Origin of the sequence: Paraburkholderia sp. RL17-373-BIF-A, from assembly GCF_046030175.1 — a bacterium.
Taxonomy (GTDB): domain Bacteria; phylum Pseudomonadota; class Gammaproteobacteria; order Burkholderiales; family Burkholderiaceae; genus Paraburkholderia.
This window is the reverse complement of record NZ_JARESO010000006.1, coordinates 177777-197728: the sequence shown is the minus strand read 5'-3', so window position 1 is coordinate 197728 and position 19952 is coordinate 177777. Positions and strand designations below refer to the sequence as shown.

Annotated in this window: 14 protein-coding genes; 10 read left to right on the top strand and 4 right to left on the bottom strand. The window is 61.7% G+C overall.

Translation table 11 applies throughout. The features are described 5' to 3' along the window. Positions 1-57: 57 nt before the first annotated feature. The 6 genes from P0D80_RS09930 (at position 58) to P0D80_RS09905 (ending at position 8270) form a co-directional block, all read left to right on the top strand. Entirely contained in the window at positions 58-1197 is a 1140-nt protein-coding gene (locus tag P0D80_RS09930) for a polysaccharide biosynthesis/export family protein (protein WP_408178814.1), read from the top strand. Positions 1198-1246: 49 nt separating this feature from the next. After that, complete coding sequence (locus tag P0D80_RS09925; RefSeq protein WP_132375930.1) at positions 1247-3481, top strand: polysaccharide biosynthesis tyrosine autokinase; 2235 nt, start codon at positions 1247-1249, stop codon at positions 3479-3481. 75 nt (positions 3482-3556) lie between these two features. After that, the gene (gene gmd / locus P0D80_RS09920; RefSeq protein ID WP_408283291.1) at positions 3557-4675 is read left to right on the top strand and encodes a GDP-mannose 4,6-dehydratase; all 1119 of its coding nucleotides are present in this window, start codon (positions 3557-3559) and stop codon (positions 4673-4675) included. Between the two features lie 6 nt (positions 4676-4681). Then, positions 4682-5641 carry a GDP-L-fucose synthase gene (gene fcl, locus P0D80_RS09915; RefSeq protein ID WP_408178813.1) on the top strand — a complete coding sequence of 320 codons (960 nt, stop codon included), beginning with the start codon at positions 4682-4684 and terminating at the stop codon, positions 5639-5641. Positions 5642-5735: 94 nt separating this feature from the next. Next, on the top strand, positions 5736-6878 hold the full coding sequence (locus P0D80_RS09910; RefSeq protein WP_132375927.1) for a glycosyltransferase family 4 protein: 1143 nt from the start codon (positions 5736-5738) through the stop codon (positions 6876-6878). A 57-nt stretch (positions 6879-6935) separates the two neighbouring features. Then, a complete protein-coding gene (locus P0D80_RS09905) occupies positions 6936-8270 on the top strand; it encodes a glycosyltransferase WbuB (protein WP_408178812.1) in 1335 nt (444 codons plus the stop codon). A gap of 32 nt (positions 8271-8302) precedes the next feature. On the opposite strand, the gene P0D80_RS09900 is transcribed toward P0D80_RS09905, so the two are convergent. Next, positions 8303-8809, bottom strand: coding sequence for a hypothetical protein (locus tag P0D80_RS09900; protein ID WP_408283286.1), 507 nt, complete (start codon positions 8807-8809; stop codon positions 8303-8305). 185 nt (positions 8810-8994) lie between these two features. Here P0D80_RS09900 and P0D80_RS09895 point away from each other — a divergent pair, with 185 nt between their 5' ends. Further along, the gene (locus P0D80_RS09895; protein ID WP_132375924.1) at positions 8995-9615 is read left to right on the top strand and encodes a DapH/DapD/GlmU-related protein; all 621 of its coding nucleotides are present in this window, start codon (positions 8995-8997) and stop codon (positions 9613-9615) included. Between the two features lie 222 nt (positions 9616-9837). Continuing rightward, a complete protein-coding gene (locus P0D80_RS09890; RefSeq protein WP_408283283.1) occupies positions 9838-11577 on the top strand; it encodes an FAD-dependent oxidoreductase in 1740 nt (579 codons plus the stop codon). A gap of 91 nt (positions 11578-11668) precedes the next feature. On the opposite strand, the gene P0D80_RS09885 is transcribed toward P0D80_RS09890, so the two are convergent. Then, positions 11669-12889, bottom strand: coding sequence for a glycosyltransferase (locus tag P0D80_RS09885; protein ID WP_408283280.1), 1221 nt, complete (start codon positions 12887-12889; stop codon positions 11669-11671). Then, positions 12886-14379 (bottom strand): O-antigen ligase family protein, encoded by a 1494-nt coding sequence (locus P0D80_RS09880; RefSeq protein ID WP_408178809.1) that lies wholly within the window; start codon positions 14377-14379, stop codon positions 12886-12888. Before P0D80_RS09880 ends, P0D80_RS09885 begins: the two co-directional genes overlap by 4 nt. Positions 14380-14692: 313 nt before the next feature. On the opposite strand from P0D80_RS09880, the gene P0D80_RS09875 reads away from it, so the two are divergent. Then, entirely contained in the window at positions 14693-15847 is a 1155-nt protein-coding gene (locus P0D80_RS09875; protein WP_408178808.1) for an acyltransferase family protein, read from the top strand. Between the two features lie 54 nt (positions 15848-15901). Here the strand turns inward: P0D80_RS09875 and P0D80_RS09870 are convergent, their stop codons facing one another. Further along, the gene (locus tag P0D80_RS09870; protein WP_408283275.1) at positions 15902-17590 is read right to left on the bottom strand and encodes a glycoside hydrolase 5 family protein; all 1689 of its coding nucleotides are present in this window, start codon (positions 17588-17590) and stop codon (positions 15902-15904) included. An 848-nt stretch (positions 17591-18438) separates the two neighbouring features. Here P0D80_RS09870 and P0D80_RS09865 point away from each other — a divergent pair. Further along, positions 18439-19893 (top strand): glycosyl hydrolase, encoded by a 1455-nt coding sequence (locus P0D80_RS09865; RefSeq protein WP_408283271.1) that lies wholly within the window; start codon positions 18439-18441, stop codon positions 19891-19893. The last annotated feature ends 59 nt before the right edge of the window (positions 19894-19952 follow it).

The window sequence follows — 19952 nt, the reverse complement described above, 5'->3', positions numbered from 1 at the left end:
AAACGCTACGCGCTTTCTACTTTGAGGAAAAACGCCGTGGCACAAGGAGGAAACATCATGAGCTCGCTTGGTCTACGCACGGGAAGTCTCCTGGTTTTCGCTACTGCAACGTTGATTTCCGGATGCGGCATCGCTCCGGGCCAGCGGATGGTCACGCCTGCCGCAATTCAGGACACGGGTGGTGATTACAGTACTGAAGCGGCATCGCAACAGCAGATCCCGATTACCGATATCAACCTCGCGCTGCTGCGCAAGATGAACCAGGCTCAGACGAGCTCGGCGCTGCCGCCGGCAACGGTCGCGTTGTTCGGCAAGCCGACCGTTTACAAGGTCGGCCCCGGCGACGTGCTGCAGATCGTCGTATGGGATCACCCGGAACTGGCTGCCGCACTCGGTCAGCCGGCACAGAACACGAAGACGACGGATGCCGCACCTGGCTTCCTGATCGACGAAAACGGCGATGTGCAGTTTCCGTACGCAGGCAACGTGCATGTGGCGGGCAGGGACGTCGCCTCGATCCAGAAGGACCTGGCGAAGCGTCTGAGCAAGGTGTACCAGAAGCCGGAAGTGACGGTGCGGGTGGCCTCGTTCCGCGCGCAGCAGGTTTATGTCGACGGTGAAGTGCGCACGCCTGGCTCTCAGGCTGTCAACGACATTCCGATGTCGCTGACGACCGCGATCAGCTTGAGCGGCGGCCTCAGCGCGAATGCGGATCGCAGCCGCGTGGTGTTGATCCGCAATGGCGTCCCGTATCAGCTCAACCTCGACGATCTGATCAAGCGTGGCAAAAATCCGTCGGACATCTATCTGCAACCGGGCGACATGCTGCGGGTGGCGTCGCGCGAAGACAGCGGTGTCTACGTGATGGGCGAGGTCAACAAACCGGCGACCATCCTGCCGATGCGCAACGGCTCGTTGACGCTTTCGCAGGCGATCTCCGACAGCGGCAGCTTCGACTCGAACACGGCCGCGGCCCGGCAACTGTTCGTGATCCGCAACTCGACGAGCGAAGCGCCTGAGGTGTACCACCTCGACGCGACCTCGCCGGTGTCGATGGTGCTCGCCAATCAGTTCGAACTGCAGCCGAAGGACGTGGTGTATGTCGGTCAAGGCGGGCTGGTCCGCTTCAACCGTGTGTTGAACCTGCTGCTGCCGGCAATCAATGCGGCTGTGACGGGCGCCGTCCTCGCGAAATAGTAACCGTACAACGTGATCTTGAACCGCCGGGCTTTGTTGGGTGAAGAAAATGGCAATCAACTTTGAAAACCGTTACACCGACGTGTCCGGTCCGGACGAGCTTCACTTGTCGGACTATCTGCGGACGATCGTGCGAGGTTGGCGCACGATCGTGATGGTGACGCTGATCGCGCTCGCGCTGGGGTGCGCGTACGCTTTCCTCGCGCCGCCGACGTACCGCGCGGATGTGTTGTTTCACGTCGAGGACAAGACGGCGAATGCCAATGCGAACGGCAAGGATTCCTTGCCGCCGCTCACCGGCATGTTCGACACCAAGCCTTCGACGGCGGCCGAGATCGAGTTGCTGAAGTCGCGGCTCGTCACGGAAGAAACCGTCAAGAAACTGCACCTCGATATCACGGCTACGCCGCGCTATTTTCCGCTCATCGGCGGAATGATTGCGGGGTTGGTGAACGGGCAATGGGGCTTCAAGTTGCCGCAGTTCATCAACCTGTCGGGCTATGCATGGGGTGACGAGAGCATTTCGGTGTCGCGGTTCGACACCTCGAAGGAAATGTACGACGCGACTTTCACGCTGATTTCCGGCAATGACGGGTCGTACGTGCTGCGGGACAAGAACGGTATTGCGATTCTGTCGGGGAAAGTCGGCGAAACCGTGGAAACGGATACCGCCGACGGCCCGATCACGCTGCGCGTCGACAAGCTGGTCGGCGCCGCCGGCTCGCGTTTCGAATTGCAGCGAGCCTCGACGCTGAGCACCGTGGACCGTTTGCAAAAGGCTTTGTTGGTGCAGGAAACCACGCTGCAATCCGGCGTGATCCGCGCGAGCCTTGAAGGCGGCGACGCCGGCCTGACGGCCGCGATCGTCAACAGCATGGCGCGCGAGTTCGTGCGTCAGGATGTGGAGAGCCGTTCGACCGAGGCCGAGCACATGCTGGCTTTTCTCGATCAGCAACTGCCGGGCTTGCGCAAGGAACTCGACGACGCCGAGCAACGCTACAACAAGTTCCGCAACACGCACGGCACGGTCGATCTGGGCGAAGAAAGCCGCCTGCTGCTGCAACAGATCGTCGATAACAAGACCAAGCTGATGGATCTGCAGCAGCAACGCGCGGAGATGTCGCAACGCTTCACGGCGAATCACCCGGCGGTGGCCTCGCTCGACGCGCAGATCGCCGCGTTGCAAGGCGCGGCAGCCAACATGAATCGCAGCGTGGCGGTGATGCCGGATACGGAGCAAACCGCATTGCGGCTGCTGCGCGACGTGCACGTCGACACGGAGCTGTACACGAATCTGCTGAATAGCGCGCAGCAACTGCGCGTGGCGAAAGCGGGACAAGTGGGCAACGTGCGCGTGGTCGACTTCGCCGAAGCACCTGATGAACCGGTGCGTCCGAAGCGCGTGATCGCGATCCTGATCGCGCTCGGCGGCGGCCTCGTGCTCGGCATTCTGCTGACCTTCTTCAAGCGCGCCATGTACGGCGGTGTGGAACGTCCGGACGAACTCGAAGGCATGCTCGGCGTGCCGGTGTTCGCGGTGGTGCCGCGCAGCCAGACCCAGCTGAAGCTGCAGGAAAACGTCATGCTGCGCCGTCGCGGGCTGCATGTGCTGGCGCAGCAGGCACCGGAAGACATCGCCGTGGAGGGCGTGCGCAATCTGCGCACCTCGTTGCAGCTCTCGCTCGATCACGCCGAGAACAACGTGGTGATGATCACCGGCTCGCGGCCCGATTCCGGCAAGTCGTTCCTGTCGGTGAATCTGGCGGCGCTGGTGGCGTCGGCAAACAAGCGTGTGCTGATCATCGACGGCGACATGCGGCGCGGCGACGTGCATTCGCATTTCGGTGTCGCGCATCAGCCGGGTCTGTCCGACGTGCTGAGCGGCGGTGATCTGAGCTCGATGATCCAGCGCGACGTGCTGCCGGGTCTAGACGTGCTCGCCAAGGGCACGTTGCCCTCGCATCCGGCCGAACTGCTGATGAGCAAGCGTTTCGAAACGATGCTCGAAGAACTGAAATCGCACTACGACCTCGTGATCGTCGACACGCCGCCGGTTCTGGCAGTGACCGACTCGACGGTGATCGGCAAGTACGCGGGCACGACGCTGCTGGTGGTGCGCCACGGCCGCCATCCGCTCAACGAGGTCATGGAGACGGCCAAGCGGCTGCGCAATGGCGGCGTGGGGCTCAGAGGCGTGCTGCTGACGGATGTGCCGCAGGAAGGCGCGTTCCTCGGCTCGGGCTATCAGGGCGGCTACTACGGCTACGACAGCATCGCCGGTTGAGACAGCGGCCGACTGCCGGCCGCGCGGCAAAGCTTGTGGCACTCGCATTGCAAAGGTTAACGAGGAGAAGGCTCCATGAAACGTAAGGTCGCGCTGATCACCGGCATCACTGGACAGGACGGGTCGTATCTGGCGGAGTTGCTGCTCGCCAAAGACTACGACGTACACGGCATCAAACGCAGGTCATCCCTGTTCAACACAGACCGGATCGATCACCTTTATCGCGATCCTCACGATCCGGACCAGCGCCTCTTTCTGCACCACGCGGATCTGACCGACTCGACCAGCATTCTGCGCGTGATCCAGCGCGTCGAGCCGGACGAGATCTACAACCTCGCCGCGCAGAGTCACGTCGCGGTGTCGTTCGAGGAGCCGGAATACACGGCCAATGCGGACGGCCTCGGCGCCTTGCGGATTCTCGAAGCGATCCGGATTCTCGGCTTGCAGGAGAAGACGCGCTTCTATCAGGCTTCGACCTCGGAACTGTACGGCCTCGTGCAACAGGTGCCGCAGTCGGAAACTACGCCGTTCTATCCGCGCAGCCCGTATGCCGTCGCCAAGCTGTTCGCGTACTGGACCACGGTCAATTATCGCGAGGCTTACGGCCTCTATGCCTGCAACGGGATTCTGTTCAACCACGAATCGCCGGTGCGCGGCGAGACCTTCGTGACGCGCAAGATTACGCGCGCCGTTGCGCGTATCGCCGTGGGCATGCAGAAGACCTTGTATCTCGGCAATCTGTCGGCGCTGCGCGATTGGGGCCATGCGCGCGACTATGTGGAAATGCAATGGCGCATGCTCCAGCAGGAACAGCCGGAGGATTACGTGATCGCCACCGGCGTGCAGTACAGCGTGCGTCAGTTCGTGCAGCACGCTGCCGCTGAACTGGGCGTCACCGTGCGTTTCGAAGGCACCGGCGTGGATGAAGTCGGCGTCGTCGAGAAGGTGGAAGGGCGCGAGATCAGGATGTCGCAGGGCGACGTGATCGTGCGTGTCGATCCGCGCTACTTCCGGCCCGCCGAGGTCGAGACGCTGCTCGGCGATCCGTCGAAGGCGCATGCGAAGCTCGGCTGGCGGCCGACCACCTCGTTCGAGTCGCTCGTCAAGGAAATGGTGCGCTCGGATTATCAGATTGCACGACGTGACGCGCTCGTCACGCTGGCCGGATTCACGGCGCTGGAACATCACGAGTAACTTGCGATGAACAAACAAGCACGCATCTTCGTCGCGGGCCACCGCGGCATGGTGGGCTCCGCGCTGGTCAGGCGTCTCGCTGCCGAGGGGTATCAGAATGTGATCACCCGCTCGCGCAAGGAGCTCGACCTCACGGATCAGGCGGCCGTGAATCGCTTCTTCGAAAGCGAAAAGATCGACGTGGTGCTGCTCGCGGCCGCGCGCGTAGGCGGCATTCTCGCGAACGCGACGCAGCCGGGTGAGTTCATCTATGAAAACCTGGTGATCGAAACCAACGTGATCCATGCCGCGTACCGCGCCAAAGTCGAGCGGCTGGTGTTCTTCGGTTCGTCGTGCATCTATCCGAAGCAATGTCCGCAGCCGATCCGGGAGGAGTACCTGCTGACCTCACCGCTGGAGCCGACCAACGACGCCTACGCGATCGCGAAGATCGCCGGCCTCAAACTGTGCGAAGCGTACAACCGCGAGTACAACACGCAGTACGTCGCGTTGATGCCGACCAATCTGTACGGCCCGAACGACAACTACGATCTGAAGAGCAGCCACGTGTTGCCGGCGCTGGTGCGCAAGGCGCACGAAGCGAAGCTGAATGGCGACGCCGCTTTGACGGTGTGGGGATCGGGCACGCCGCGCCGCGAGTTCCTGCACGTCGACGATCTTGCCGCGGCCACGCTGTTCGTTCTCGAGCACAACGTGACGGAGGGCCTCTTCAACGTCGGAGTGGGCGAGGACCTGTCGATTCGTGAGCTCGCCGAATGCATCTGCAAGGTCGTCGGTTTTGAAGGCGAGCTCGTATTCGACGCCTCGAAACCCGACGGCACACCGCGCAAGCTGCTCGACGTCTCGCGCCTCGCGCAAATGGGCTGGCAGGCCACGATCGGTCTGGAGGACGGAATCGCATCCACGTATCGGGACTTCGTCGAATCACACGCTGGTTCGACACCGGCTGCCGCCATCGAGGCCTAGGCGCGCGGCTTTGGAGTAAAGGACCGCTTGGGACGCTGTGCATGCGCAGGACGCGCAAGGCACGCAGGTCGATTTTTCGAGGAGTGGCATAAAAATGACAGCGTCAGTCACGATCTTCCACAACGTCGTGTGGTCGCGCCACAAGGGTGTCGTGTTTTCCGCCTTGCATAACATTTCGGCTTCCGGAGCGATTCGCTATTCGATGGTGCAGATCGCGGATACGGAGCACGACCGCGTCGGCTTTTCCGACGTCGATTACTCGTTTCATCGCTATCCGATGCAAAAGCTGTTCGACGGCTGCTACGAAGACGTGCCCACCATGAAACTGATCGCACGGCTCACGTGGGAAGTCTTGCGCACCAAATCGGATCTGATCGTGCTGCCGGGCTATCACCGCCCGGAATACTGGGCGATGCTCGCGGCGTGCATCGTGACCGGCAAACGGCGTGCGGTGTTCTGCGACTCGACCGCGCGTGACCGGCCTAAAAAGCTGCTGACGTCGATTCCGAAGCGCGTGTTTTTCTCGCTGTGCGATGGCTATTTCGGCTTCGGCGAGCGCAGCCGCGAGTATCTGCTGTCGCTTGGCGCGAAGCGCGACAAGATTTTCGTGCCATGTCAGGCCGCGGCGATGCCGGGTTCGTTTTCGCCGGAACGTGCGCTGGTCGAGCGGGTCGCCGCTCGTGCGGGTAATCCGCCGGTGTTTCTGTTCGTGGGGCGTTTGTCCGAAGAGAAAGGTATCGGCACGCTGATCGAGGCGCTCGCCGGATTACGGCGGCGTATTCCGGCGGCCAAGCTGCGCATTGTCGGCACCGGCCCGATGTGCGAAGCGTTGCATGTCAAGGTGGCTGAGCTCGAACTCGGCGACGCGGTGACGTTCGTCGGCAGTCTGCAGGACGAGCCGCTTACACGGGAATACTACGGTGCCACCTGCATGGTGCTGCCGAGTTACAGCGAACCTTGGGGACTGGTGGTCAACGAGGCGCTCGCGCATGGTTGCCCGGCAGTGGTCAGCGAAAGTTGCGGCTGCGTGCCGGAACTGGTGATCGACGGGGTGAGCGGCTATGCGTTTACAGCGGGCGATGTCGCTGGCCTGCAACGCACCATGCTCAAGGCAATGGAGGCCTTCGCCGACGCGGGCGGCACCGCGCGCCGGTGCATGGACGTGATTCGCCGTTTCGATCCGCCTTCCGCGGCTGCCAACATCGCCCGCGGCTGTGCACTGATGTTGAGCGACTGAGTCGCTCCGCCCAGCCACGTCGCGCGCATCACGCCCTAACTTGTTCTGGCAGCCACGATGAAGATATTGATTTACGGCATCAACTATGCGCCTGAGCTGACGGGAGTGGGCAAGTACACGGCGGAAATGGCCGTGCTGCTGGCGAGCCGCGGACATGAGGTGCGCGTGGTGTGCGCGCCGCCGTACTACCCGGAGTGGCGTATTGGGGAAGGCTACGTTTCGTGGCGGTATCAGCACGAGACGCGCGACGGCGTGGCGATCTGGCGCGCGCCGCTATGGGTGCCGGCGCGTCCGAGCGGCCTGAAGCGGATGCTGCATCTCGCGACCTTCGCGGCGACCTCGCTGCCGCTGCTCGTGCGGCACGTGCTGTGGCGCCCCCACGCGGTCATGCTGATCGCACCGACCTTGATGTGCGCGCCGGGCTCGCTGATGCTCGCACGCATCACGCGCGCGCGCGCGTGGCTGCATATTCAGGACTACGAGGTCGATGCGGCATTTGATCTGGGATTGCTGAAAAGCTCGTTCGCGGCTCGCACCGCACGCTGGGTGGAAAGTGCATTGCTGCGGCGCTTCGACGCGGTGTCGTCGATCACGCGGCAGATGAGCGCGCGCGCGACGACCAAGGGCGTCGACGCGTCACGGGTTGTCTGCCTGCCCAATTGGGTCGACGTGTCGACCATCTTTCCGCTCGCGCGGCCGAGCGAATTCCGGCGTTTGCTCGGGATTCCTGCCGAGCAGAAAGTGATTCTGTACTCCGGCAACATGGGCGCGAAGCAGGGCATCGAAACGCTTGCGGATGCAGCGGTCGCGCTGGCCGCACGCACGGACCTCACCTTCGTGTTCTGCGGCAGCGGCGCCGCGAAAGAGAGTCTGGTCGCGCGCTGCTCAGGATTGACGAATTGCGTGTTCCTGCCGCTGCAACCGGTGGACCGCCTGAACGAACTGCTCAACCTCGCCGACATTCACGTGCTGCCGCAACGCGGCGACGCTGCGGATCTCGTCATGCCGTCCAAGCTCACGGGCATGTTCGCGAGCGGACGCGCGACCGTGGCGATGGCGCGTCGCGGCACGGCGCTCTACGAAGCCGTGGCGCCGCGCGGCGTGGTCGTGCCGCCGGACAACGTGAAAGCGCTGGCGGCGGCGATCACGGTGCTGGCGAGCGACGCGGAACGGCGCACGGCACTCGGCAAGGCGGCGCGCAATTATGCGGAGCGCGCGCTCTCGCCGGAGTCGACGATTCGCGCCTTCGAGGAACGGCTCGCGATGCTGTTGCTTGAGGTGGACGGTAAACGCGGCAAAGGCGGCACGCCGTCTTTCGGCGCGCGGCCTTCAGGTGTTGCAGCGAGGCGCCGGCGAAAACCGGCTACTGCGGAGGAAGCCGCGCCGGATTGATCCGGCGCGTGGCCCTTGTCATGAAGGCGAAATCACCACGGAGAACGGTAGACACCCTGCTTGCTGGCGTAGGGGTCGGTATAGGTGGCTCTCGCGGCGCCTTCGGGCGTCAGACCGTCGGCCGCATTCGGCCGTCCCGGCTGGCCGGCTACACGGACCTGGCCGTTGGCCGCAGCCGGCGCTTTGCGCTGGCCTTTGCCCTTGCCCACCGCCGGTTGCGCAGCCTGATCACCGCCCAGCACCGTCATGCGTTGCGAGTCGAGCAGCGCGGCGCGTTGGGCGTCGTTGGTATTGCCTTGCGCGCCGTCGGTGCCGTATGGGTTCGGGGCACCGAGCAGGCCTTGCTCGCTGTTGCGGTGCGCGGCGCGCCGGTCGGCGGGAAGCTGTGCGTTCAGACCGTAACCGTTGGCCGCCGTCGCGGCGGGAGGGCGGGCGGCCGTGGCGGGATTGGGTGCGGCATTCTGTGCGAACGCCGGCATCGCGCACGATGCGATCGCGAGAAACGTCCAGGTAGCGGTGTGTCGAAGCGAGGTCATCATCTCATTCCCCAGGGAAATGCTGTCGGGATAAAGCTATCGTGCGCCGACCGGTACGCGTGTAGCCGCCAAAACGCTTGCCCTCACAGCCACCGCGCGAAGTCGAGCCAGGCGCGGCAACATAATGTGAGAGGTTTGCCTGGCATGCCTGCGTATGTTTACCACTGTTCGTGGTTCGGAGAAAGCTGATGGGTAACGTAGCCGACGATCCACACGTCGGGCGCATGCCGCAAGCCGAGGGCGCGCGCGAAGACGGCCGCGTCATCGATCTGTCGCAGGCCGGAAAAGGAAACTATCAGGCCAAGCGCGGTGCGCTGATCGAGCTCATCTGGTTCGTGCTGGAAGCCTGTGTGATCAACAACAAACTGCTACCGTTCTCAGGTGTGCGCGTTGCGTTGCTGCGACTGTTCGGCGCAAAGATCGGTACAGGTTGCCGATTCGTGCATCCGGTGCGCGTGAAGGCGCCGTGGAATCTCGAGGTGGGCGACAACTGCTGGTTCGGTGTCGATGTGTGGATTTACAACCAGACGCTGATTCGCATCGGTTCGAACGTGTGCATTTCACAAGGCACGTTCCTCACTGCGGGCTCTCACGACATGAGCACGACGATGGATCTGCACGTCGCGCCGATCATCATCGAGGACGGCGTCTGGATCACTTCGAAGTGCGTCGTGCAAATGGGCGTGACCATCGGCCGCTCGGCGGTCGTGACACCTTTGTCGGTCGTGCATCGTTCGCTGGAAGCGGAGGGCGTGTACGGCGGAAATCCTTGCCGATTTATCAGGAACCGGTTCGATTCCGTGACCTGAACCACAGACATAGAACCACAGCGTTTTGTACGCTGGGAGGCCGAGGTCGTTTTGCCGGAATGTCGACTGCCACAATGGGGATTGCCGCGCTGCATGATGAGCGGCGTTCGTGGCAGCACCAATGCAAGTTCCGGCCGCGACGTTTGCGTGGCCTGGTTGCCAGCTCCGCTTGGCGAACCGTGACGCGCTCAGGAAATGCGTGAAGCAGATGGGGAGTAGCGGATGTTCATCGATACGCGTACTGTTGAACAAAACACGGTCATTGAAACGACCGTCTGCATCATCGGCGGAGGCGTGGCGGGAATTACGCTCGCGCTCGAAATGTCGAGGGCGGGTATCGACGCCTGCATGCTCGAAAGCGGTGGTTTTGGTCCTGACGACGCAACCCGCGACCTCTATCGCGGCGAGAACATCGGGCTGCCCTACACGTTCGCGGACGGCTCGCGCAGCCGGTATTTCGGCGGCAGCAGCAACTGCTGGGGCGGCTGGTGCCGCCCGCTCGATCCCTGGGACTTCGAAAAGCGCGACTGGATTGCGCACAGCGGCTGGCCGTTCGGCCTCGACGAACTGGAGCCTTACTATGCGCGCACGCATGAACTGCTGAAGCTCGGTCCGCAGAATTTCGACCCTGGTTACTGGGAGCAGGAGATCGGGCGTCAGGACGTGCGCCGTCTGCCGCTCGCCACCGGCGACATGCGTGATACCGTTGCGCAGTTCAGCCCGCCGGTGCGCTTCGGCAAGGTGTATCGCGAGGAACTGTCGCGCTCGACACGGGTGCGCGTGTTCCTTCATGCGAACGTGCTCAATATCGACGCGGATGCGCAAGGCACGACGATTTCCAGAGTGAAGGTGGCCACCATCAGCGGCCGCGCGATGTCGGTGAGCGCGCGGATTTTCGTGCTGGCCACGGGCGGCATCGAAAACGCGCGCCTACTGCTTGCGTCGAACAACGTGCAGGCTGCGGGGCTCGGCAATGCCAACGATCTGGTCGGCCGCTACTTCATGGACCATCCGCGGATGATGTCGGGCAAGGTGCGCTTTCGTCCGGGCATCGCGCGCAACAAGCTGTACGACATCAAGTATCACTACCAGAATGTGGCGGTCTCCGCGCACGGCACGAAGATCTCGTCCCAGTTCGCGCCGAAGCAGGAGTGGATGGAACGCGAGAAGCTGCTCAATTCACGCGTGTGGCTCTATTCGAAATGGTACGGCGAAGGCAGCGCGGGTTCTGAGGCGTTGATCCGTTTCAAGGAAGCGCTGATGGGCAAGGATCAGCCCGGCCGCAGCGTGAAGCGCGACATCGAGACCATGATCGCGCACCCGCTGCACACTGTCGGTTTCGGTTTGACGCGGCTGTTGCAATGGCCCGCGCTGATCACCGACGTGACGCTGCAGGCCATCGTCGAAGCGGAGCCCAATCCGGATAGCCGCGTCACGTTGTCGGCCGACAAGCGCGACCACTTCGGCATGCCGCGCGTGCGGGTGGAGTGGCGCCTGGGCGACCAGGTGCAGCGCACTTTCGATAAAACGTTCCAGTTGCTCGCGCAGGAATTGCAGATGGCGAACGTCGCGGACGTCACGCTCGATGCGCCGCTCGAAGGCCGGACGTGGCCGGTGAAGCTGGAAGGCACGTGGCACCACATGGGCACGACGCGCATGCACGATTCACCGCGCGAGGGCGTGGTCGATCGCGATTGCAAGGTGCACGGGATCAGCAATCTGTACATTGGCGGCAGCTCGGTGTTTCCGACTGTCGGCGCCAATTTTCCGACCATCACGATTGCCGCGTTGTCGCTGCGTCTCGCCGGTCATTTGATGCGACAGTTGGATGTGCCGGACGCCGTAGGCAGTACGCGAACCGAAGCCGCGAACAGCGCGACCATGTCGCTCCAGACGCCGCCTCAAGTCGAGACGTTGCCGATCGCGGCCTCGACCTTGACGCCGGTGATGAAAGAGCAGTGAGCGTTTGATGAAGACCAACGAAGATGGCGCGCACGAGGCGCGCCATCTTCGTTTTAAGTGAGGCCTTCAGGCCGTGGAATGCCGCCGGTGATCAGCGGCTTTGCTGGGTTGCTTCGCGCAGCGTGGTGAGGGTGTTGTCGTTTTCACGCACGTCGTCGTGGCCGCCCTTGGTCTCGAGCAGGGCAGTCAGCGCGCTGACCATGGTCTCGACACGGAAGCGCGCATTGAAAGTGCGGGCCGCCTGTGCGCGCATCGCCTCGCGAGCCGAGTCGTCGAGTTCGAGCCAGCGCACGAGATTCTTTTCCGTACCGTCGACGGTATCCGCGGCCACCAGCCCCGCGCCGTCCGCTTCGATTTCGCGCCACACGTTGACCTTGTCGGAGATCAGCGCCGGCAGTCCGCAGCCGAGCGCCTCTGCTACCGCCACGCCGAAATTTTCCTGATGCGACGGCAGAACGAACACGTCGCTCGCATGAAAAGCGCCCCACTTGAGTTCGCCTTGCAGCATGCCCGGCAGGCTCACGCGATGCGCGATGCCGGCCGCCTGCGCCTGGGTGCGCAGCGTCGAGGCCCAGCCGGTTTCGTCTGGACCTGCGATCACGAGATGCAGCGCCGGATCGCGGCTGGCAACGCGCGCGAATGCCTCGATCAGCAGATCGCAGCCTTTCTTCGCATGCACGCGGCCGAGGAACAGCACGATGCGTTTGCCGCGCAGGCTCGGTATGGATTTGAGGAAGGTTTCGCGCAGCGGCGCGGCTTCGAGTTGCGGCACCGTCGTGCCGAACGGCACGATCCGTTCATGCGCGCGGTACAGCCAGAACGACTGGCGCGCCCGCGTACGTTCTTCCTCGGTCGTGAAGATGACGGCGCGCGCGTCGCGCAACACGCGATATTCGGCCCACGGCCAGTACAGCCACTTCTTCAGATGCTTGAGCGGATAGGCCTCTTTGAACCACGGGTCCAGCATGCCGTGCACATACACGTAATACGGCACTTCGCTCTTGTGCAGCGCTTTCCATGCCGCGAAGCCGTGGTATTGCCACAAGCCGTGGACGATCACCGCGTCGAAGCGCTTCGCGTTGTCGGCGAGCCACGGCGCGAGGCGTTCGCTGAAGCTGTAGCGGCCTTTGGTCGGGCCGAAGACGTGGAGCGGAAAGGGAAAGGCCGCAAGGTAGGCGTCGTTGGGGGCATCGCAGGTCGCCACTTCGATCTCGTGTCCGGCCTCCCGCATCGCCATGCCGCTGCGGCGGACGCCTTCAACGGGACCGCCGGCGCGTGGGTCGACGCTTGCAAGCAGGTGGAGGATTTTCATCGGGCGATATTCGGTCGGTTGGAGCGATGCCTGGGCGGCGTATGCGGGACGAGCGCACCGAACTGGCCGGCGTCGGACGAGGAGCCGGCCGTGCGCGACACGCCGAGCGTGGACGTGAGGTCCGCGCGGCCCATGCCCGGCTGGATCCGGCCGGGCAATTCCGGCATCGCTTCCGGGCGCACGTAAGGCGGCCTGCGGAAGCGCCGCGCGCGCGCCGGCAACGCGCGCTGCAAACGCGCGTGGGTGGCGATCATCAAGCCGAGCGCGACGCCGAATATGAGGCCAGAAAAACGCGGCCCAAGCGGATTGCCGCCGATCGACGTGGCCGGCAGCGCGGCAAACAGCATGATGGCGCGCCCGAGCACCGGCAGCATGGGTGCGTCGGGCACGACGGAGCGCCAATAGCGATACGAGAAGAAGCAGATCGCCAGTGCGGCGAGCGTGGCCAACGGCATGCCGATGCCGAACAACAGGCCGCCCGCGAAGAACTGATAGACCCAGAAGTTGTGGCCCGCGGCCCATTCGTTGATCGCGTAGAAGTCCTTCTCGCTGATCTGGCCGGCAAGGTCCGGCAGATAGACCGGCGAGTAGCGATAGTAGTGGCCGTAACCTTCGCCGAACAACAAGGTCTCCGGCTGCGCGGTGACCTGATCGTACTGGTCGCGCATTTCCGCGAGACGCGTGATCGTGGTCGGATCCTTGCCGGAGCGGGTTTCCTCGGAGAAGAAAATGCGCTGCGTCCAGTGCTCGGCGACGGTCGGGAAAGTCAGGGCCGCGACGCCGGCCATGCCGGCGAGCACGGCGCCGATGATCATGGTGCGGCTCATTGCGCGCCAGATATGCCGGATCGACGGCGCGCTCAGTCCCATGGCGATCAGGAACAGCAGCACTGTGCCGACCATCACGCTGCGGGTCACGCTCAGCAATTCGATCACGACGCTCAGCGCGAAGATCGACACGGTAAAGAGCGAAAAACGCTTTGCCACGATGAATTCGTGGAGCAATACGCCTTGCAAACCCAGCAGCGTCACGGAGAGGATACGGAAGCGCACGTCGTCGAGACCGCCGCCCGTCGCCATGCCGTAGACCATGGTGAACACGAGGCTGATGACGTTGGCGACGAACAGGGCTTTTTCGAACTGGGCGATGCGGAATTCGCTCCACGGGCGGCACGCCACGAGATAACCCAGCATGAAGAGAGTGAACGGCAGCAGCGTCCGTAAATAGTTGCCGGTGTCGTTATCCTGAACCAGTTGGGCGACGATGCTGCCGAACACGCACAGGATCAAGCTCCAAGTGACGACCGAGCGCAGCCGCGAGCGCTCGTGAAAACGCGGCGCGATGAGAAGAAGGGCAATCCCTGCGGCGATCGCCGGCAGGACGAAGATGAACTGCGCGAAGTGACCCGTATTCGCGTCGGTCGCCTTATAGTCGAACGCAAGCGGCAGCAGAAAAAACCATATCCAGGGCGTTGCATACTGGTGGCGCATTACCGAGTTCCTCCCCGTCACCGTCGTTTCGCCGTCGGTCTACAGTGGACGGTCTCGCATCGGGTTATTTTGAAGGAATCTGCACGCCTGTTAGTGGGCTGGACCGCATTCGTCGACCATTGCCTGGGTTCTGGCGGTCGCGGCAAGCGTAAGCTCTGCAAGACGCGCGCACACTTGCGTATGTTGTCGGTCAATGCCTTGAAGTTGGCGCGCACGCACGCTTGCCGACACCGAAGATGCAAAAAGGGACATGGGCCCGCGAGAGACGACCGCAATCTTGCATGACCGCATTTGCATGGGACCGGAGCACAACATGAAGTTATTCGGCGGGGCGGGACCCACAAAAGCCGGACGGGCGATCGAACTCGACTTCGTCCGCGGCATCGCGATCATCATGGTGATGGGCTTTCACTTTCATGCTGTACATACCGGCAATTACCTCATCCAGATTATTGAGTACCCACTGAAGAGTTTCGGCCGTGAAGGCGTGAACCTGTTTTTCACGTTGAGCGGTTTTCTGGTGGGCGGTCTGCTGCTTCGACAGTACGCCGAAACAGGACAGGTCGATGCACGGCGCTTTATCATCCGCCGGATTTTCCGCATCTGGCCCGCGTATTACGTGCTGATCGTCTTCCATGTGCTGGCCGGCCGCCACCCGTGGAATACCTTCCTGTTCCAGAACCTCACCCACTTGCAGAACTATCTGGGCACGTCGATTACGCAGACGTGGAGTCTGGCGGTCGAAGAGCACTTTTATCTGGTGCTGCCGGCGCTTCTGCTGGTGTTTGCGCGTTGGCGTCTCGGCGCGTGGACGATCGTCAGCGTGCTTACCGGCATCTGCGCGGTGGTGCTCACGGCGCGTTGCTTCGCAGTGGCGGGCGGTAATCTCGATGGGGCGTTTGCTTACACGCAATATCGTATCGACAGCTTGCTGGTGGGCGTGATTCTTTCCGCGATCTACTGGATGAAACCCGGCGTCTACCATCAGCTCGCCAAGCGCAAGTGGCTGCTGATCTTCAGCGTCGTCCTGCTCTGCGCATGGCTCGCTTTCGCCACCAAGAACCTCGCACTGGATGAAAGCATCGGCTACACGATTCAAGCGCTTGGCTTTGCTGCGCTGATCGTGCTGGTGCTCGAATACTCCGGATCGCTGCGTAAGTCGTGGATCTATCGCGGCGTGGCGTGGATCGGCCTCTATTCGTACGGTATTTACTTGTGGCATTCGCTCGCGCTCGCGCCCGGCGACATGCTGATTCGTAAAGCGACCGCGCTGGGTTTTGCGCCGAGCCTCATTTGGGTCGTCGCGCTTACGGCGCAGTTTGCGATCGCGATTGCGATCGGCTATGTGACCACGCGTGCTATCGAGTATCCGTTCCTGTTGATGCGCAATGCACTGTTCCCAGAAAAGCGCAGCAGTTCGGTGCGCGAGGAAGTGCCCGCCGCTGCTGCGGGTGGGCAGTTATCCTGAGCGTGCATGCATGCCGCTCTGCGTGGCGGTCCGGCGCACTGGCGTGTACTGACACTACGGTCGGTTTGGCACAAGGTAACGGGGAATCGGACCCACTCGCCACTGGAATTTCTGCGCGGTAATCGTGACCGGTGTGTCGACGCCTTGCCAGTCGCGCAGAATATATTTTCCAGGCGGCAGGCTGACTGATGCAACGCGCTGCTTGCCGTCGACCGTCCAGCCGACGATAACTGGATCATCGGTTCCGTATTGATACGCCTTGAGGTTCTCCTCGTCGACGAGCGCTCTTGCCCAGTTACGCTTGCCGAGCGTGGTGCTCAATACGGACGCCGCGACGAATGCGGGTTTGGGTGTCAGGTCGTGATGCAGCAAGCCAAAATTATGTTCGATGTTGTTGAGGTCGGTGCCGTCGTCGACGAAGTCATACCAGAACATGACGCGAACTGTGCCATAGCGTCGCGATAGCAAATAGCTGCGCACAAGATTGGCCGCCTGCGTGGCCTCATCCTGCCCCGGCTCTTTAGGATTCACAGGCCAGCCGAACTCCGTCACCCAAACTTGCAGAGGTCGGCCGTCTGCTTTTACACGGTCGGCAGTGAAGTTTTTCAGGTAGGGCCACACCGTCGGAATGCTCACGGAGTCGATTGGAGCGCCTTCGGTTTTGTAACCCCTTTCTGGCGTATTCGGCGACATATAGGGGTGTACGCTAAATCCGGTCTGATCGTTCAGTCCTCCTTCCTTGAGTAAACCGACAACACAGTCGCCGCCGGGGCCGCCGCCCGAGCCGCCACCGCCGCAGGAAATGACCGATGCATCGGCGTTGACATCCTTAACGGCGCCGAACGTTTCCCATAGTAGTGAAAGGTAGGCGGCGTAGCTGATCTTGTTGAAGTCCGGCTCATTCCACACCTCCCAATGTTTAACTGTTCCGCCGTAGGGAGCAGTCACAGCATCGTCACCGTAGCGGGAGACCACCGCGTCGACGTAATCCGCGAAGCGCGCGCGAGCGTCGGCTGACAGCGGGAAATTCGACTTTGGGAAGAGTGTCGGATAGGCGGCCTCATTACCCTCGCCGAGAACGACTAACGGCGAAATGCCGAGCTGCTTACATAAGGCAAGATAGTCGTCGTAGCTCTTGGGAAATTTGAACACACCGGGTTTTTTCTCGATTGCCGCCCAATAGAGGTCATCCCGAATCCACGAGAATCCAGCCTGCTTGACGAGCGGCAACAGCACCGACGCTGGTGGTGTGACGTGTTGAGCGAAGTGCGTGCCGACCCCGAAGTCGGAAGGCCCTACCTCGTCGCGTTTCGCGACGACAGCCAGCGTGCTCGTTGTCTTGCCGAGCGTTTCCCCATGCGCCGATTCCACGGTTGCGTCGAGGCGGAATAGACCCGCACGCGGGATCGCTACGTCGATGTCGATCGCCTTACCACCCTGCATGCTGCCGATGGTTTTCTCGTACGAGGCGACTGGAGTGGGCGCCGGCTTGCCGTCGCCGTCATAGGAATAAACGCCCACCGTTATTTTCGCCGCGCGCAGATGGTCCGGCGGCACGACTTTGAACTGGAGTGTCTTCTTTCCGCTTGTCAGCATGACTTGCGAGCCCGCCGGGTTGGCCAGTTGCAGCTTCACCTGCGCGTACGAACCGCTTGAGAAAGTCAGGAACAGTAGAGCAGACAGCGTAGCGCGCCCGAATATGCGTGATCTGAATAGGCTGCGGCGGCGATGAATCGTCGGCATCGGATCAATCCTCGTTGAATCTTATGAAAATGGCTCAGTCGGTTCGATGAGCAAGAGGCAGGCGTCTGCAGGCACCTGAAGGCAACGCGGAACTCCGCGTTCTTTAGCGGCAAGCAGAACCAAAATACGGTGCGCCGGACCACTCGTCAGTACGAAATCGAACTTTCAGAGCATTCGCCGCCGCGCTTGCGTTCGAGTATGTAGCGTCACGCCGGCGCACAGGCACTCCGCGCGGCAGACAGGCGCACTCGCATTTTGTTGATTGCCCATGGCTACGGGCATCCAAAAGGGCGGCCGGCATTTCGTATGGAGAATAATTTAAATGAATTATGAAAACTTAAACTCTTTCAAGCCAATGGCGTAATCGACTTCGAAGAAGTGCGCGCGTAAAGAGTTTCTATGGCGAACATGCGGTCGGCCCTCTAACGATTTAAGGGTCTGACTTTTTTGTGTCGTTAGTTTTTACCCTTATTCATCAGACAAAATAGAAGGAGGAGTTGGTATTTGTCTGAATAAATCCGCGCGATACTTAATCTTTTATCGGGGACGGGTTGTCCGAAAACAAAGCGAGAACTCGCTTGGAGCCGGGATGAAGCACAAAAATTAAGTGCTGAAAACCCCTAATTAATAGGTAAATAATTGTTTTACTGCTGCGCGGACACAACAGTTCGTATGTGCGGCGGCGCACATATGTTCTCTTTTTAGATACGCGTAATGCGGATATTTGCTTCTTCGCATAAGTCTGGAGATAGTTCGCCTTATCGCTGCGCTTTTACATCCAGTTACAACATACGAAAAAGGCGGGCACATATACTGCGATCCCCAACCGAACTGCGTAAGTTGTACTCATGACCTTACCTACCCGACCGAAAAATCAGCAACATCTTCCACTGTCCGTCCCTTCTTTGGTTCCTGCTGAATCAGTACCTCGAAGGAAGTTCCTCGCCGGTCTCGTCGCAGGTGCCGGGTCGATTGCACTTTCCGCATGCGGCGGCGGTGGCAGCGGCGACTCACCCGCGGCGGTAGCCAATGACGCAAGTGTGGCCAACAGGGCCGGCTCAAGCGGCTTCACCGTGACGACCCCTGCGGCCAACGCGACTATCTCCGGTACCATCACAGTGACCGGCACAGCCGGCACCAACTGGCGCAACGTGGCCGTTTACGACCACGCGACGGTCGCCAAGATCGGCGCGGACACGACGCCGAGCAGCGGCAAATTTTCCATCCAGGTTGATACGACTAAATTGACCGTGGGTTCGCATCAGATCGATGTGGTCGCATTTTCCGTTGCGGCGGGACAAGCGGGCGGCACCAAGACCACGCAGACCATCACGGTCAACGTCACCCGGGCGACTTCCGGGTCGACTTCGGGCTCGCTGTTCTACGGCATGAATGGCCACCTTGCGTGGCCCGACGGTATCTACCACACCATGTCGGCAGCTGCCCAATTGGCGTTGCTCAAGGATCTCGGCGTTACGACCTATCGCGTCGACGTAGCAGACGCAGGCATGGCTCAGACGGTCGCCAACGCATTGACCGGTGCGTTTGCCGGCAGCGGCGTGTCCATCATGCCCTGTATTAACGTCTGGTCGACGGCGTATAACCAGAACGGTTCCGAATCGGCCGCATACACGTTGGGCTACAACCTGGGATCGTCCATCGCCAAGCCGCTGAAGGGCCTCGTCAAGTACATCGAGTGCGGTAACGAGCTCGACTCGAACGGCCTGATTACGAACGGTGACGGTAGCAACACGAACAACTATAGTCCCGCGATCTGGCCGGCATTCCGCGGCGTGATTCGGGGCATGATCGACGGCGTGAAGGCGATCGACCCGACGATCCAATGCGGCGTCAACGTTGGTGTCCCGCTTGCCTATCGCGCCTTGCAGATGCTGTGGAGCGGCATCACGCCCAACGGCTCGGCTAACGGCGTTTCAGGCGCAGCGCAGGTTCGCTGGGACTACACGACTTACCACTGGTACCAGAGTTCAGGCGATATCATTTGTGGCTGGCGAAACAACGCTTGCCTGAATGTACTGCAAGTTCTGAAAGACTCCTTTAACCTGCCGATCTGGTTGACGGAATGGGGCTGGCAGGGCAACCAGGTCACCCCGGCGCAACAGGCTAGCTATGTAACCAAGGCGCTGACGGAGTATCGATCGCTCAAGGATCAATACAACATTCAATCCGTCCAGATGTACTGCCTGATCGATCCGGACTTCGGCCTCATACAGGCAGACGGCGTCACAAAGAATCCGTCTTATGCGGCCTTCAAGAATTTCGTTGCCGCCAATCCGGTCTAACCCGATCCGTCGCGCCGGCGTCCCGGCGCAGCAAGCCTTCTACCTCCGCAGCCCGCGCT

Coding starts and splice junctions, on each gene's coding strand:
- P0D80_RS09930 (WP_408178814.1), top strand. CDS start 58: ATGAGCTCGCTTGGTCTACGCACGGGAAGTCTCCTGGTTTTCGCTACT.
- P0D80_RS09925 (WP_132375930.1), top strand. CDS start 1,247: ATGGCAATCAACTTTGAAAACCGTTACACCGACGTGTCCGGTCCGGAC.
- gmd (WP_408283291.1), top strand. CDS start 3,557: ATGAAACGTAAGGTCGCGCTGATCACCGGCATCACTGGACAGGACGGG.
- fcl (WP_408178813.1), top strand. CDS start 4,682: ATGAACAAACAAGCACGCATCTTCGTCGCGGGCCACCGCGGCATGGTG.
- P0D80_RS09910 (WP_132375927.1), top strand. CDS start 5,736: ATGACAGCGTCAGTCACGATCTTCCACAACGTCGTGTGGTCGCGCCAC.
- P0D80_RS09905 (WP_408178812.1), top strand. CDS start 6,936: ATGAAGATATTGATTTACGGCATCAACTATGCGCCTGAGCTGACGGGA.
- P0D80_RS09900 (WP_408283286.1), bottom strand. CDS start 8,809: ATGATGACCTCGCTTCGACACACCGCTACCTGGACGTTTCTCGCGATC.
- P0D80_RS09895 (WP_132375924.1), top strand. CDS start 8,995: ATGGGTAACGTAGCCGACGATCCACACGTCGGGCGCATGCCGCAAGCC.
- P0D80_RS09890 (WP_408283283.1), top strand. CDS start 9,838: ATGTTCATCGATACGCGTACTGTTGAACAAAACACGGTCATTGAAACG.
- P0D80_RS09885 (WP_408283280.1), bottom strand. CDS start 12,889: ATGAAAATCCTCCACCTGCTTGCAAGCGTCGACCCACGCGCCGGCGGT.
- P0D80_RS09880 (WP_408178809.1), bottom strand. CDS start 14,379: ATGCGCCACCAGTATGCAACGCCCTGGATATGGTTTTTTCTGCTGCCG.
- P0D80_RS09875 (WP_408178808.1), top strand. CDS start 14,693: ATGAAGTTATTCGGCGGGGCGGGACCCACAAAAGCCGGACGGGCGATC.
- P0D80_RS09870 (WP_408283275.1), bottom strand. CDS start 17,590: ATGCCGACGATTCATCGCCGCCGCAGCCTATTCAGATCACGCATATTC.
- P0D80_RS09865 (WP_408283271.1), top strand. CDS start 18,439: ATGACCTTACCTACCCGACCGAAAAATCAGCAACATCTTCCACTGTCC.